The 15,331-nt window shown below is 55.9% G+C and carries 9 protein-coding genes; 3 read left to right on the top strand and 6 right to left on the bottom strand.

Annotated elements, in window-relative coordinates; translation table 11 throughout:
• Positions 1–141 precede the first annotated feature (141 nt).
• Entirely contained in the window at positions 142–483 is a 342-nt protein-coding gene (gene arsC / locus AQ1_RS13080) for an arsenate reductase (glutaredoxin) (RefSeq protein WP_042088085.1), read from the top strand.
• Positions 484–488: 5 nt separating this feature from the next.
• On the opposite strand, the gene metH is transcribed toward arsC, so the two are convergent.
• From metH to AQ1_RS13060, 4 genes are all read right to left on the bottom strand, one after another.
• Positions 489–3,152 (bottom strand): methionine synthase, encoded by a 2,664-nt coding sequence (gene metH, locus AQ1_RS13075; RefSeq protein ID WP_042088084.1) that lies wholly within the window; start codon positions 3,150–3,152, stop codon positions 489–491.
• A gap of 93 nt (positions 3,153–3,245) precedes the next feature.
• Positions 3,246–4,322: a homocysteine S-methyltransferase family protein gene (locus AQ1_RS13070; RefSeq protein ID WP_042088083.1), complete on the bottom strand. Its 1,077-nt coding sequence runs from the start codon at positions 4,320–4,322 to the stop codon at positions 3,246–3,248.
• Positions 4,319–5,257, bottom strand: coding sequence for a methylenetetrahydrofolate reductase [NAD(P)H] (gene metF / locus AQ1_RS13065; RefSeq protein ID WP_081837337.1), 939 nt, complete (start codon positions 5,255–5,257; stop codon positions 4,319–4,321). The genes AQ1_RS13070 and metF overlap by 4 nt, the downstream gene beginning before the upstream one ends.
• Positions 5,254–6,219: an ArsR/SmtB family transcription factor gene (locus AQ1_RS13060; RefSeq protein ID WP_042088081.1), complete on the bottom strand. Its 966-nt coding sequence runs from the start codon at positions 6,217–6,219 to the stop codon at positions 5,254–5,256. Before AQ1_RS13060 ends, metF begins: the two co-directional genes overlap by 4 nt.
• Positions 6,220–6,520: 301 nt before the next feature.
• On the opposite strand from AQ1_RS13060, the gene AQ1_RS13055 reads away from it, so the two are divergent.
• Positions 6,521–7,315, top strand: coding sequence for an MlaA family lipoprotein (locus AQ1_RS13055; RefSeq protein ID WP_042088079.1), 795 nt, complete (start codon positions 6,521–6,523; stop codon positions 7,313–7,315).
• Positions 7,316–7,328: 13 nt separating this feature from the next.
• On the opposite strand, the gene AQ1_RS13050 is transcribed toward AQ1_RS13055, so the two are convergent.
• Together AQ1_RS13050 and AQ1_RS13045 are read right to left on the bottom strand one after the other, a co-directional pair.
• A complete protein-coding gene (locus AQ1_RS13050; RefSeq protein ID WP_161760621.1) occupies positions 7,329–10,658 on the bottom strand; it encodes a S41 family peptidase in 3,330 nt (1,109 codons plus the stop codon).
• A gap of 99 nt (positions 10,659–10,757) precedes the next feature.
• Positions 10,758–12,008 (bottom strand): alginate export family protein, encoded by a 1,251-nt coding sequence (locus AQ1_RS13045; RefSeq protein WP_052371285.1) that lies wholly within the window; start codon positions 12,006–12,008, stop codon positions 10,758–10,760.
• A gap of 198 nt (positions 12,009–12,206) precedes the next feature.
• Between AQ1_RS13045 and AQ1_RS13040 the strand changes: the two genes are divergently transcribed.
• On the top strand, positions 12,207–15,212 hold the full coding sequence (locus AQ1_RS13040; protein WP_052371284.1) for a TonB-dependent receptor plug domain-containing protein: 3,006 nt from the start codon (positions 12,207–12,209) through the stop codon (positions 15,210–15,212).
• Positions 15,213–15,331 lie beyond the last annotated feature (119 nt).

Below are 15,331 nucleotides of genomic sequence, written 5' to 3'. Positions count from 1 at the left end.
AAATCCCGATGGGCCCCATCCTAAACACCGCCCCCGCCTCTTGCCAAGCCCCACCTCTTTGCCCTGCCCCACCTCTTGCCAAGTGTGGACCGCTTTTATAAAAGAGGGCACAATCGATCATCAGGACAAAAGGGGCCGCAGATGGAGCTTTGGCATAATCCGCGTTGCAGCAAGTCACGCCAGACCCTCGCCCTTTTGGATGCGCGCGGCGTGGATCTGGTGATCCGGCGTTATCTGGAAACACCGCCCAGCGCCGATGAAATCGCCCATGCCCTGAAGCTATTGGGGATGACCCCACGGCAATTGCTGCGCCGGGGTGAAGCCGCCTATCGGGATTTGGGCCTTGATGATCCCGACAAAAGCGATGAAGACCTCATCGCCGCCATGGCCGCGCACCCCATTCTGATCGAGCGCCCGATATTGATTAGCGCCGACCGCGCCGCCCTTGGCCGCCCGCCAGAGCAGGTGCTCGATATTCTCTAAAGCCCTCAGCCGGTTTTTTTGAACCGTGCGGCAGGCTCATAGCCAAGATTGGGCGACAGCCATTTTTCGATCCGGGCGATTTCCACCCCGCGCCTATTGGCATAATCCTCCACCTGATCCGGGCCGATTTTGCCAATCCCGAAATAATGGCTTTCGGGATGCGCCAGATAATAGCCCGAAACGCTGGAGGCAGGCAGCATCGCAAAGCTTTCGGTGAGATGAATGCCGGTGGCCTTTTCCGCATCGAGAAGGGCAAACAGCGCCGGTTTTTCAGAATGATCGGGGCAGGCCGGATAGCCCGGTGCCGGGCGAATGCCGCGATAGCCTTCCTTGATGATCTGTTCATTGCTCAGGGCTTCATCGGGTGCATAGCCCCAGAATTCGGTGCGAACCTTTTCATGCAGCCGCTCGGCAAAGGCTTCGGCCAGCCGATCCGCCAATGACTTCAGCATGATCGAGGCATAATCATCATGGGCGGCCTTGAATTCGGCCAGCTTTTCTTCGATCCGTCCCCCCGCCGTGACCGCGAAACCGCCGATATAATCACACAGGCCGGTGGATACGGGGGCGATGAAATCGGCCAGACAATCATTGCTGCGCTCCCCCCGCTTTTGCTGCTGCTGGCGCAGGAAATGCACCCGGGCGCGTTCTTTTGTGCGGCTTTCATCGTGCCATAAAATCACATCATCGCCATCGGCATTGGCGGGCCAGAAGGCGCATACGCCCCGCGCTTCCACCCAGTGTTCATCGATGATGCGCGCCAGCATTTTTTTGGCATCGTCAAACAGATTGCGGGCGGTTTCCCCGATGATCGCATCTTTCAAAAGGGCGGGATAGGTGCCAGCCAGTTCCCATGTCCGGAAAAAGGGCGTCCAATCAATGCGTTCCACCAGATCGCCAAGGGGATAGTTATCCAGCACGATGCGCTCCGGCCGCCGGGGTTTGGGTGCCGATGGGCCGTTCGACCAATCAAGGGCGGGGGCATTGTCGCGGGCCTGAGCAAGGCTGATCAGGCGATCCACCTGTGGCCGGGCCAGGCGCTTTTCGCGCATGCTGTCATAGCTGCTTTTGGTTTCATCCACAAAGCGCTGCTTGTGCTGATCCGATACCAAGGTGCCCGCCACCCCCACTGATCGCGAGGCATCAAGCACATGCACCACCGGCCCATCATAGGCCGGGGCGATTTTCACCGCCGTGTGCATTTTCGATGTGGTGGCCCCGCCGATCAAAAGCGGCAGCTTGAAGTGCTGGCGCTGCATTTCCTCGGCAACCGTGACCATTTCATCAAGGGATGGGGTGATCAGGCCCGAAAGCCCGATCATATCGACTTTCTGCTCGCGGGCAGTCTCGAGGATGGTTTGCCATGGCACCATCACCCCCAGATCGATGACCTCGAAATTATTGCATTGCAAAACCACCGCCACGATATTCTTGCCGATATCATGCACATCGCCCTTCACCGTGGCCATTACGATCCGGCCTTTCGGTCCGCCCGCGCCTTCGGCTTTTTCGGCCTCGATATAGGGGAGCAGATGCGCCACGGCCTTTTTCATCACCCGCGCCGATTTCACCACCTGGGGCAGGAACATCTTCCCCGAACCAAACAGATCGCCCACCACATTCATGCCATCCATCAAGGGCCCTTCGATCACATCGATGGGGCGGGATGCTTTTTGCCGGGCTTCTTCGGTATCTTCCACCACGAATTTGTCGATCCCCTTCACAAGGGCATATTCAAGGCGCTTTTCCACCGCCACATCCCGCCATGAAAGATCTTCTTCCCGGCGCAGGCCGCCGCCTTTATAGCGTTCGGCCATCTCCAGCAGGCGATCGGTGGCATCGGGGCGGCGATCAAGGATCACATCCTCGACACATTCGCGCAATTCCGGCTCGATCTGATCATAAACGGCGAGCTGACCGGCATTGACGATCCCCATATCCATCCCGGCGGCAATGGCATGATATAAAAACACCGAATGCATCGCCTCGCGCACCCGATCATTGCCGCGAAATGAGAAAGACACATTGGAAACGCCGCCCGATATGCGGGCATGGGGGCAGCGCTGTTTGATGATTTTCGTGGCTTCGATGAAATAGCGGGCATAGGGATTATGCTCTTCGATACCGGTGGCAACGGCAAAGATATTGGGATCGAAGATGATGTCTTCGGGGGGGAAGCCATCTTCGGTCAGTAATTTATAGGATCGTTCGCAGATTGCCACCTTGCGTTCGATGCTATCGGCCTGGCCATCCTCGTCAAAAGCCATCACCACGGTGGCCGCGCCAAAACGGCGGATGGTGCGGGATTGCTCCAGAAAGGGCGCCTCGCCTTCCTTGAGCGAGATGGAATTGACGATGGCCTTGCCGGGAACGCATTTCAAACCGGCTTCGATGATCGCCCATTTCGAGCTATCAATCATGATCGGCACCCGGGCGATATCCGGCTCGGTGGCGATCAGATTGAGGAAGATGGTCATCGCCTGCTGGCTGTCGAGCATCCCCTCATCCATATTGATATCGATGATCTGGGCCCCGTTTTCCACCTGTGAGCGGGCCACCTCCAGCGCTGTATCATAATCGCCATTCAGGATCAGCTTGTTGAACCGGGCCGATCCCGTGACATTGGTGCGTTCGCCGATATTGATGAATTGCGCGGTTTTCTGGGTCATGCTGTGCGATCTGATTGCGTGAGGAACGAACCGGGCTACGCATCCATAGCCCGCAAGATGAAGAAAGGGCGGCGGCCCCGATGCATGGGGCGATCAGGCGACCATCGGTTCCAGCCCCGCCAGCCGCAATTTTGGCGCTGGCGATGGCGGGATGCGCGGCTTTTGATCGGCGATGGCTTTGGCAATGGCCCGGATATGATCCGGCGTTGTGCCGCAGCAGCCGCCCACGATATTCACCAGGCCATCGCGGGCAAAGCCTTCCAGCGACCCGGCGGTGTGGGCCGGGCTTTCATCATAATCGCCCATATCATTGGGCAGCCCGGCATTGGGATAAACGCAGATCAGCGTTTCCACGATTTTGGATAAGGCCAGCACATGGGGGCGTAATTGATCGGCCCCAAAAGAACAGTTCATGCCTGCCGCCAAAGGCCGGGCATGGCGCACCGAATACCAGAAGGCTTCAACGGTTTGCCCCGATAGATTGCGCCCCGAAAGATCGGTGATGGTGACCGCCAGAATGATCGGAATGTGCACATCATGGCTTTGGGATAATTCATCCACGGCCACAAGGGCGGCTTTGGCATTCAGGGTATCGAATATGGTTTCGATCAGCAAAAGATCGACCCCGCCTTCCAGAAGGGCTGAAGCCTGCTGTTTATACACATCTTTCATCTGATCGAAGGTGACATCGCGATAGCCCGGTTCGTTCACCCGGGGCGATACCGAAAGGGTTTTATTGGTGGGGCCGATGGAACCGGCTACAAAGCGCGGCTTATCCGGTGTTTTCGCGGTCCATTCATCGGCGGCTTTGCGGGCGATGCGGGCAGCGGCCAGATTGATCGCCTCCACCTGTGCTTCCATGCCATAATCGGATTGGCTGATGCTGGTGCCGTTAAAGCTGTTGGTGGTGATGATATCCGATCCGGCCGCCAGAAAATCTTCATGGATGGATTGCATCAGGGCGGGCCGGGTCAGGCATAAAAGATCATTGTCGCCCTTCAGATCCCGCGTCCAATCGGCAAATTGGCTGCCGCGATAATCGGCTTCCTTCAGCTTGTGGGATTGGATCATCGTGCCGGTGGCCCCATCGAGCAGCAAAATGCGCTCTTTTGCCAAGGCACGGATCTTTTGGGCGCTGTTGTTCAGGCGATTTTGGATCGACAGACTCATCTGTTTATATCCTTTGGAAGATCGGCAGTCCGAGCGGGCCTGATGCCCAGCATATGGCAGGTGGCATAGGTCAGTTCATCGCGGTTGAGGGTATAGAAATGAAAGCTGTTCACCCCGCCCGCCTGCAAGCGGCGGCAAAGCTCGCTGGCGACGGTCGCGGCGACTAAGCTGCGGGTTTGCGGGTGATCATCCAGCCCTTCAAACAGATCGGCCATCCAGCGCGGAACCGAGGCCCCGCAACTGGCGGCAAAGCGTTTGAGCTGTTCAAAATTGGTCACCGGCAGAATGCCGGGGGTGATTTCCACATCGATGCCATAGGATCGGACATGATCAAGATAGCGGAAATACTGATCCGGTTCAAAAAAGAACTGGGTGATGGCGCGGGTGGCTCCGGCATCCACCTTGCGCTTCAGATTATCGAGATCGGCAGCCAGATTGGGGCTATCGGGATGACATTCGGGATAGGCGGCCACTGAAATCTCGAAATCGCCGATCTTTCTGATCCCGGCCACCAGATCGGCGGCATTTTCATAGCCCCCCGGCGTTGCCCGATAGCCGGTGGATGGATCGGGGGCATCGCCGCGCAGGGCCACGATATGCTTCACCCCGGCCTCTTTATAATCCTGAATGATGGCATCGATCTCATCGCGGGTGGCCCCCACACAGGTGAGATGCGCCGCTGGCTTCAAGTTGGTATCGGTGAGCAGGCGGCGCACGGTTTTATGGGTGCGTTCCCGGGTTGAACCGCCCGCCCCATAGGTCACCGAAACGAAACGCGGCGCCAAAGGCTCCAGCATTTTCACCGCCGCCCACAGGCGTTCTTCCATCTTTTCGGTTTTGGGCGGAAAAAATTCAAAAGACACATCCACCGCTGACAGGTCCCCGGTAAACAGGGGCTGCCCCAAAGGCTTAATCCAGGGCTGATGATGGGTCATAAGGCCGGCTCCAATCTTTTTGCGGCAGGCTGGGTTTGGGGTTTTTCCAATGTCCATAAGGTGACGGTGAGGGTGCCGCCATCCAGATGATCGATATCAAAGGCCCGAAGCCCCGCCGATTGGGCCCAGCCCACCACCTCATCATCGGCGAACCCTAAGCGGCGATGCTGATGATCATCGCGCAGGTCTTCATGCTCATGGGGGGCGAAATCAACGATCAGCGCCATGCCGCCGGGGCGCAAAACCCGCGCCGCTTCCTTCAGCGCCGTGCCCGCATCTTCGGCGAAATGCAAAACCTGATGCAGGATGATCAGGTCCATGCTGTCATTGGCAAGGGGGATATCGTACATATCGCCCAAACGCACCTGACAATGGCCGATATCCTTGGCCGCAAGGCTTGCCCGCGCCACCGTCAGCATTTCCGGCGAAAGGTCGATCCCCAAACCCCGGCTGATATGGGGGGCGAATACCTCCAAAATCCGTCCGGTGCCGGTGCCGATATCCAGCAGGTCCTTCACCTCGATCTGATCGAGGATGGCCAGCAGCCGACTTTCCACCTGATCTTCGGGCACATAAAGCGAGCGGATTTTGTCCCAATGGGGGGCATTGGCCCGGAAATAGGCGGCCGCCGCCTCGGCCCGGGCCTGACGCACATCATCCAGCCTTTCCAGATCGCGCTGATGCTCCTGATCCTCATCGGGCAAAAGATCGACGATGGTGCGCGCCAGATGGCCTTGGGTGCCTCCCTCCACGATCCGGTAGAACACCCAGGCCCCTTCGCGGAAACGATCCAAAAGCCCGGCTTCGGATAACAGGCGCAAATGGCGTGAAACCCGGGGCTGGCTTTGCCGCAGGATCTGGGTCAGTTCCGTCACCGTCAATTCACCATGGCCCAAAAGGCCCAAAATCCGGAGCCTTGTGGGTTCTCCGGCGGCACGCAAGGCTGAAAGGATCGCATCCATGTCGTTTACAGGCCTTAAACTGATATAATATGTCTATAGTATATAAACATATCTTTATGTCTGGTAAAGAGCTTTGTGTTTTTGGCCCTTAAAAAATGATCCATGCGTCAGGGCGAGATCGTTCAAAAACCGGCCAAGATGCACAAGGATGCCGATCCATTTCGTTCACATGATCGTAGCGGGCTTGGGAAAGAGTTGAGGCCTGCATCAACTCTCTGCTAGAGATGACATCAGCAAAAGGTCGTGCTGCCTCTTCTGGCGAGGACCTTCACATTACTTATTTTCAGGAGCGTCCGCGCTTATGATTTTGCCTCAGAACTTTTTCATGCGCGGCCTAGCGGCTGCTCTGCTTATTCTGGCCATTGCTGGCTGTGCCACTCGCCCCCCGGCCAATGATCTGGATGCTGTGGCCGCCTATGAACAGGCCAATGATCCGTTGGAACCCTTCAATCGGGCCATGTGGAAAGTGAATAATGGGCTGGATACGGTGATCCTGCAGCCCGTCACATGGGTTTATCGCACCATCGTTCCCAAAATCTTTCGTGAAGCCATTTCCAATATCTATGCCAATGCCAAAATGCCTTTGGTGATCGTCAATTCCCTTTTGCAGGGCGAAGGCACCCGCGCTGGCATCGCCACCAAACGCTTTTTGGCGAATACCGTGCTGGGCATTGGGGGCATTGCCGATCCGGCCACAGCCTTTGGGATCAGAAATGTGGATGAAGATTTCGGGCAAACGCTGGCGGTGTGGGGCATTGGCGGCGGTCCTTATCTGGTTTTACCGATCATCGGCCCCACCAATCCGCGTGATACCCTTGGCTTTGTGGGGGATTCCGTGTCCGAGCCGGTGGGCCTTGGCCTTGATATTGCCGATGAACGCTGGGCCCGACGGGGCTGGACGGCGGCCGGCGTTCTCGAAGCCCGGGATCGCAATTGGGATGTGATCAAGGAAGTGATGAAGGCGGATGATCCCTATGCCTTTGCCCGCTCTGCTTTTCGCCAGCGCCGCTTGTTTGAAATCAGTAATGGTCAATCGGGCCAAACCGAAGAAGAAGCGGATCTGTTCGATCAGGATTTCGAGGATTTCCCGGAATAACCAAAGAACCTGCTCAGGGTCCTTCCGGGGCGCTGGGCAGTTTGGGCGGCGGATTTTCGCCTAATTGCTGCAAGATCACCGCGATGGCCTTGTCAAGCTGAGGATCGCGGCCTTCGATCACCGCTTTGGGGGTCAACTCCACAGTGATATCGGGGCTCACCCCTTCATTTTCGATGGCCCAGCCCCCTTCGGGGTGAATGAAGCGGAAATAGGGTGTGGTGATCTGGCCCCCATCGATCAGATCGGGCGCCACCCCGATGCCGATCAGCCCGCCCCATGTGCGGGTGCCGATCAGGGTGCCGCCGGTTTGGTATTTAAAGGCAAAAGGCAGGAAATCGCCGCCCGATCCCGCGAATTGATCGATCAGCATTACTTTCGGTCCGAAAATGGCCCCCACAGGCGTTGTAAAAAGCGCCCCATCGCGATCCTTCCATGAGGCCAGATGGGATCGGTTGAGCAGATCAACGATATAATTTGCCGCCTGCCCACCGGCATTGCCGCGCTCATCGATGATCAAAGCCTGCTTATCGAGCTGACTGAAAAAATAGCGATTGAAATAGCTGAAGCCATCGGCGGCGGTATTGGGCAGATACACATAGCCCACGCGATCATTGGTCAGGGCGGCCACATGGCGGCGATTATCTTCGATCCAGGCCCAGCGGCGCAGCCCCCGTTCATTGGGGATCGGCTGCACGATGATGGAATAGGCGCCTTTCATCTCGGGCTTGTCATTCAGATGCAAAAGGGTTTGCCGCCCCACCGTGCCTTCCAAAAATCGATAGGGATTATCCGAGGCGGTGACCGGCTGGCCATTGATCGCCAGCAGATAATGCCCGGCCTTCACCCCAAGCCCCGGCACTGCCAAAGGCGCCCCTAAAAAGGGATTGAAGCTTTCCCCATCATAAATCCGGCTGATCTGGTAATAGCCATTGGCAACCCTGAAATCCGCCCCCAAAAGCCCCACTTTCTGGCCATCGGCCTTCACGATATCGCCCCCCGAGGCGCGGGCATGACCCACCCCCAGTTCGGAAATCATTTCGATCAGAATATGGGTGAGATCCTCGCGGCGACCCAGATGATCGAGCATGGGCGCATATTTTTGCCGCACCGCCTCCCAATCAAGGCCATGCATGGCACGATCATAAAAATAATCACGCTCCAGCCGCCAGACCTCGTTAAAAATCTGCCGCCATTCCGCGCGGGGATCGATTTGAAGGCGGATTTTGTCGAGCGCTAAATCCTTGATCCCCTGCATGGGGGCTGTTGGCGCGCCGGTTTCCACCACCGCCCATGATTTTTTGGGGCGCGAAACCAGCAGATGATCGCCATTGGCGCTGATCGCGGCCTCACCCACATCCGCCAGAAACAGGCTTTCCTTATGTGTTTTGAAATCAAATCGATAGAGGCTGTTGACGGCCTCATCCTCGCGGCCCGGGGGGTTTTCTTCTGCTGCATCCGGGCGGAGGGCAAGGGCATAAAGGGCACCATCCTTGCCGATCATCAGCCGGTTATAATCGCGCAAGACCATGGGCAGGGCGACAATGCGTTTTTCGAGCCCTTCGCGGTCGAGCCGGGTTTGCGGCGGGGCTTCTGGGTCAGAGGCTGCAGCCTTATCTTTGGCCTTTTTCCGCGACTTCTCAGGAGGGATCGGAGCCGCCGGGGGCTGATCGATTTCAGGAAGGACCGGGGTGGGATCGCTGGCCGAAAGCACAGCGGCATAAATCCCCCGGCGCACCATCCGATCCTGATTGCTCATATCAAGCCAGGCACCGGCCGGGCCGCTATTGGTGCTGGCGGTGAAATAAAGATATTTCCCATCCCGGCTGAAAACAGGGGCATCAAGGCTGCCGGGGCCGTTGGTCAGGGGAAAGGTCTCGCGGCTTTGGCGATCATGGATCATCAGGCTGTTCAAATAAGTTTCATTGGCCCGCCGGAAGGCCACATAGCGGCTATCGGGCGAGACCGCGAGGGCAAAGCCATGGGGATACCAGCGCCGGGCATGGCCGCCAATGCGCACCGATGTGCCATCCTTGAGGCTGATTTCATAGAGATTGAGATGATTATCCTCATATAGAATGGCCGATCCATCCGGCGTAAAGGCATGAAGCCGATAGGTGGCGGGGGCACCGGCCAGATCATAATAGGTCGTGGTGCCAAGGCCGCTGACAGCCCCCACATAAAGGGCATATTCCCCCGATTGATCGCTGAGATAAGCAAGCTTGCGGCCATCGGGCGACCATAGGGGCGCGCGATCATGGGCCCCCGATGATCGGGTGATCTGGATCATCTCATCATGATTGACCGAAAGGCTGATGATTTCGCCCCGCACGCTGAGCAGGGCGGTTTGGCCATCGGGGGAAAGGCGCGCCTCGGCGATATAGTCCTTACCCTCGATCCATTTTGGCCGGGCGGCGGGTAGATCGACCGTCAGCTCAATCGCAAGGGCATTTGTGCTTTTCGTTTCCAGATCATAAAGATGCAGGCGACCACCCAATTCATAAACGATGCGCCTGCCATAGCCGGCGGCGGATTTGATATCCCAATCCTTGTGATAGGTGTGTTGGCGCAAGGTTTGATCGGCCAGATCATATGACCACAGATTGGCCACGCCATCTCGGTCCGATACAAAGACAATGCTGTCATCGAGCCAGATGGGGTGGGAGTCATTCACCCCGTCATTAGGGATCGCGCTGATCTCATGGCTTTTGGTGTCGAAAATCCAGATCGGTGGCGTGGTCCCCCCGCGATAGCCTTTCCATCCCGCCGATCCACTATAGCCCGATGGAAAGGGCTGATAGGCGATCTGCCCGCCATCGGGGGCATAGGCACCATCCCAGGCAATGGGCATGGGCAGCGCCCGGGGCAAACCATTGGGCTCGATCCCATCTGTTAACGCAATTTCAAAAAGCTGGCCGCCGCGCTGATAGCTCAAGCCCCGATCCGAACTGAACAGCACCGCCGATCCATCCGCCGACCAGCCGCGCACCCAATCATCACCGGGGTGATAGCTGAGCCTGACCGGCTGCCCGCCGGTGATCGGCATCACATAAACATCGGTATTGCCTTCATAATGGCCGGTAAAAGCCACCATGGTGCCATCCGGTGAGATATGGGGGTGGCTTTCTTCGGCAGCCCCCACAGTCAAGCGGCGGGGGTTCGCGCCCATGGGATCGGCAACATAAAGATCACCAGCATAGGCAAAAACAAGATGCGTGGCCGATAAATCGGGATGACGCAACAGCTGTGTTTGGCCAGAAACGGTTTGGATCATAAAGGTTTGGGCGAAAAATATGAGGATGAGGGTGATGGTGCCTTTGCTGGCAAGATTTCCAAAAAACATCATAACCCCCTTCATGAAAACAGGTTTATGAGCCTGCCAAGATTGCGGCCAAAGGTCAATTCCCGGGTGGGTGCCACAAAAATTTTCTAAAAACGACTTCGCTTAAAATTTCACGTCCACACCGGTCCAAAAACGACGGAGGCTGGGTTTATCGTCGGCACCAAAAAAATCGGCATATTTTATGCTGAAGGTGATCCCCTTTCGGGGCGTGATAAAGAGGCCAAAATCAATTTCTTCACCCAGATCGTCTTGGGTTTGGGTCGCCGAAAAGTCATGAAACCAGGCACTTAAACGAACATCTCCAAGCTTTGAGACATTGCGCCAGCGATATTGGATTTTTGTTTGAATATCCCGCAGTCCCGCTGCGGGGGTCACAAGGAAAACATCCGCAAACCCTTGGAAGGCATGCAATGTTGCAAGGGGCGTGGTGAAGCCTCGCCGGCCATTACCCTCTAAACGCTCGATCTGGGCATCAAAGCTCAGCCCCCCTCGCGTAAATCCGGCTTTCCCCATGATATAATTCAGATCGAAATTTTCGGGATTACCCCCGAAGTCGGTCTGATTTGCAAATTCAGCGCCATAAGCAATCTGCCAATCATCAAACAAATTGCGTGTCCCAGCCATGCGCAGGCCAAAGGTTTTGCTGGCGCTGGATGCTAGCTGGTCTTCCAGATCAAGAAGATAGGCATAGCTGGTGATCACGGCCCATGGCGTTTCATAGCGGGCATTGATCAGATGGGAATCGGCATCTGCGGTTTTGTTCGCGGAATTACTGCCAAAAATGCGATTGACCTGCCAAATATAGCTATAATCAACAGTCAGCCCATCAAAAGGGCTGATCTGCAAGCGGGCAGCGTCAAAAGTTTGTTCATTTTGCCGGAACCCAACATTACCAATAAACCGATCATCATCCAGCTTGATCCTTTGTCGCCCCACCGTTGCAGCCAAAGAAGCCCCATCCCATTTCCGATGATAGCCAAGCTGCAGGCGGTTGAGCCGTTCTGAATCCGGATCGACAACGACCGGAAAACCGGTCTTGCCATTCACCGTGGAATTAAAATCATTCACCCCCAGATCGCGGGTGAAATCGCCCTCGACCAGCGCTTTGAAGCCGTGAAAAGAGGCCGTTTCAAATCCGAACCGGCTCCGCAGCGTCAGGGCTTGCGCATCTTCATCAAAGCCATCCTGATCAACCAGTTCAAACCGCAAACGAGAATCGAAGATGAGATCGCTTTTCGCGATAAATGTCTTCAGCGAATTGCTCTCGACAGTCTGCGCAAGGCCCGGTGATGCGCACATGCTCAGCAGCGTCAGGATAACAAGACGGTGAATAAGGGGATGTACAGGCATCATGGTTCTCCGGCCTTGAAATAAAGATCGTACAGACTGCACCTAACATGAAAGCCGGATAGAGCCTTGATATATATCAAGACACAAGACGCGCCAGTTTAGGTTATTGTGACAAAATATTTCTCTCACCAGTTGATTTTAAATTGTTTAGGCTTGGTATGCGGTCATCGGGATCGTTTCAAAAAAATTTGGGAGGTTATTATGAAAAATAAAATGCTTCACACGCTTTTGATGGGGAGCAGCGGGGGCTTTGCCCTGCTGCTGACAATGCCTGTGCTTGCCCAGCAAGATCAGACACAAACGGATGAAAAGGCCTCGACCATCGAGGAAGTGGTGGTGACCGGGTCGCGCATTCGGCGCAATCCTCTCAATTCGCCCTCCCCGATCGTCAATCTCAGTTCGGAAGATATTGATCGCAGCGGTTTGACCAATGTTGGGGATTTCCTGCAAAGATTGCCGCAATCCCAAGGCACCTTTAACAGCAAGTTCAATAATTCGGGCAATTTCGGCTTTCCACCCGATGGCGGCGGCATTGGCGCAGGCTCGGTTCAGGCCGATCTGCGCGGATTGGGCCCCAAGCGGGTGCTGGTGCTGGTGGATGGTAAGCGCTGGGTGAATGAAACATCGGGGTCCGGCGTTTCATCGGCGGTGGATCTGGGGACCGTGCCCACCAATGCCATCGAACGGATCGAGGTTCTGCAGGATGGGGCTTCGGCGATTTATGGCTCGGATGCCATTGCCGGGGTGATTAACATCATCACCAAAAAAGATTTCGAAGGGTTCAAGGCCTCGGCCTATGGCGGCATGTTTCTCAATGAAGGGGATGGCGAAACTCAGGAATATTCGCTGTCATTTGGTTCTCAGGGCGAGCGCACCCGGATCTTTGTGGATGTGACCTATAATGAAGCCAGCGCGATCAGGGCTTCTGATCGTAAAATCTCGGCCTTCCCAACCCCCGGCGTTGGGGCCTGCACGCCTTTTTGTTCTTCGGGCACGCCGCAGGGTCGATTCATTTTCGGCACCGGGGCTTTTGATGGGCAGGGCAATCCCATTACCGCCGATATTACCCTTAATGATGGGGCCATCAATCAACTGGGCAATCTGGCGGCTTTTGATCCGGCCAATCCGGCATCGCTGGATTTCAATGCTTTCGATACCAGCGACCGCTTTAATTTCGCCCAATTCAATCTGGTGTCCACGCCTAATAAGCGGGTGAGTGTCTTTTCCAATATCGAACATGATCTGACCGATAATGTGGTTTTCGAAATGAAGGCGGTGTTCAACAATCGCGAATCCACCAATCAGGCGGCGCCAGAGCCTTTGTTCATCGGCCCTGATGCCGGCAATGGCAATCTGATGGATACGATTTCCGTGGATGCGACCAATCCCTTCAATCCTTTTGGCATCACCCTCAATGCGGAAAACGGCTTTGTTTTCGCCGGACGCAGACCGCTGGAAGCCGGAGCGCGCATATTCGAGCAAAATGTTGATACCTGGTATCTGAATGGGGGCTTGCGCGGCGATTTCACCTTTGAAGATCGCAGCTTTTTTTGGGATATAAATACCACCTTTTCCGAAAGCCGGGGCAGCCAGCGTAAATTCGGGGCGTTCAATTCCGCCAAATTGAAACAGGCTCTGGGCCCGATCGATCAATGCCTTAATCCCGATGGTTCCAGCATCAATGGCTGCGTGCCGTTCAATTTTTTTGGTGGCCAGGGCGCGGATGGATCCGGTTCCATCACGCCTGAAATGCTCGATTTCGTGACCTTTGTGCAAAAGGATGAAAGCGAATCGGAATTATTTGATGTCACCGCTAATATTTCCGGCGATCTGATCCGCTTACCTGCGGGCTGGATCGCTTTTGCCGGTGGTTATGAGCACAGAAAACGCGAAGGATTCTTCCAGCCCGATGCCGTGGTGGTGGCAGGTGAAAGCGCCGGTGTGCCCTCAACCCCCACCCAAGGCAGCTTTAATGTCGATGAAGTTTATGGCGAAATCGTTTTGCCGCTTCTGGCCGGGGTACCCTTTGCGGAATATCTCGAAGCTTCTTTTGCGGCCCGCTATTCCGATTTTTCCACCTTTGGCGGCAATACCACGATCAAAGCCGGGGTGAACTGGCGGATAACCGAGGATTTCCTCTTGCGCGGCAGCTATGCGGAAGGCTTGCGGGCCCCCGGCATTGGGGAGCTTTTCGGCTCTGAAGCCCGATTTGATGCCACTTTGCAAGATCCCTGCTCCAATTTCCTCGGTCTGGGGGGCGGCAATCCGGCATCGGCCCAAATTCAGGCAAATTGCGTCGCCCTTGGGGTACCTGCTGATGGCAGCTTCACCCAGCTTAATTCCCAGATTTCCACCACCGTGGGGGGCAATCGGGAATTGCAGCCGGAAACATCAGATAGCTTCTCGATTTCTAGCGTTTACAGCCCCAAATGGGCGGCCGATATCAAAGGCGTGGAAAGCCTGACCTTTGAAGCCACCTATTGGAATATCGATCTGGAAAATGCCATTCAGGCCATCGATCAGGATGTTAAACTGCAAGGCTGCGTGCAAACCCTTGATCCGGTCTTGTGCAGCGGTATCAGCCGCACCCCGGGCGGGGCCATCAATGGCTTTAATATCCAGCTCCAGAATATCGGCGGCATTGAAACCGATGGGGTGGATTTTTCCATCGATTATCAATCGCCCATGACCGATTTTGGTCGGTTCAGTGCCGGTGTCCTCACTACATGGGTGAACAGCTTTGAAGAAAGCTTCCCATCAGCCGATGGCTTCACAAAGGTCGAGCGGGTTGGCACCGAACAGGGCGATCCGGAAAAAGGCTGGCCGGAATTCCGGGTTCAGGCCAATCTCAATTGGGCCTATAAAACGGTTTCGGTCAATTTCATCGCCCGTTATATTGATGGTTTGACGGAAAGCTGCCCGGCCAATCTGTTCGGGGTTTCGGCAGGCGGCATCAATGATCTGAGCACCCTGTGTTCCGATCCCGCAGATGGCACCAATAAGCTCGGCTCCAAGATCTATGGCGATCTTCAGGCCACATGGCAGCCCGCCATTTTTGAAGACCGCATCGCCTTCAGCGTGGGGATCAACAATATCCTGCAAACCGATCCGCCGGAATGCTTCTCCTGCGCGCTCAATGGCTTTGACGCCACCTTGTTCGATGTCCCGGGGCGCTTTGGCTATGCTCAGGTGAATGTCACCTTCTGATCTTTCTGATCCATAAAATGGGGGCCAGTGCGTCGTCGCGCTGGTTCTCTTTTTATGCTTCCGCTCCACCCGGCGCGGCGAGTGATCGAGCCGTTGGTGTTGGCGCCGGTACTCGCATG

Source organism: Iodidimonas nitroreducens (assembly GCA_000710935.1).
Classification (GTDB): domain Bacteria; phylum Pseudomonadota; class Alphaproteobacteria; order Sphingomonadales; family Rhodothalassiaceae; genus Iodidimonas; species Iodidimonas nitroreducens.
The sequence above is the reverse complement of the archived record's forward strand: the minus strand, read 5'-3'. Positions and strand labels throughout refer to the sequence as shown.

Excerpts from the sequence above, each read along its gene's own strand:
- metH (WP_042088084.1), bottom strand. The coding sequence starts at position 3,152 with ATGACCCAGAAAACCGCGCAATTCATCAATATCGGCGAACGCACCAAT.
- AQ1_RS13040 (WP_052371284.1), top strand. The coding sequence starts at position 12,207 with ATGAAAAATAAAATGCTTCACACGCTTTTGATGGGGAGCAGCGGGGGC.
- AQ1_RS13045 (WP_052371285.1), bottom strand. The coding sequence starts at position 12,008 with ATGATGCCTGTACATCCCCTTATTCACCGTCTTGTTATCCTGACGCTG.
- AQ1_RS13050 (WP_161760621.1), bottom strand. The coding sequence starts at position 10,658 with ATGATGTTTTTTGGAAATCTTGCCAGCAAAGGCACCATCACCCTCATC.
- AQ1_RS13060 (WP_042088081.1), bottom strand. The coding sequence starts at position 6,219 with ATGGATGCGATCCTTTCAGCCTTGCGTGCCGCCGGAGAACCCACAAGG.
- arsC (WP_042088085.1), top strand. The coding sequence starts at position 142 with ATGGAGCTTTGGCATAATCCGCGTTGCAGCAAGTCACGCCAGACCCTC.
- AQ1_RS13070 (WP_042088083.1), bottom strand. The coding sequence starts at position 4,322 with ATGAGTCTGTCGATCCAAAATCGCCTGAACAACAGCGCCCAAAAGATC.
- AQ1_RS13055 (WP_042088079.1), top strand. The coding sequence starts at position 6,521 with ATGATTTTGCCTCAGAACTTTTTCATGCGCGGCCTAGCGGCTGCTCTG.
- metF (WP_081837337.1), bottom strand. The coding sequence starts at position 5,257 with ATGACCCATCATCAGCCCTGGATTAAGCCTTTGGGGCAGCCCCTGTTT.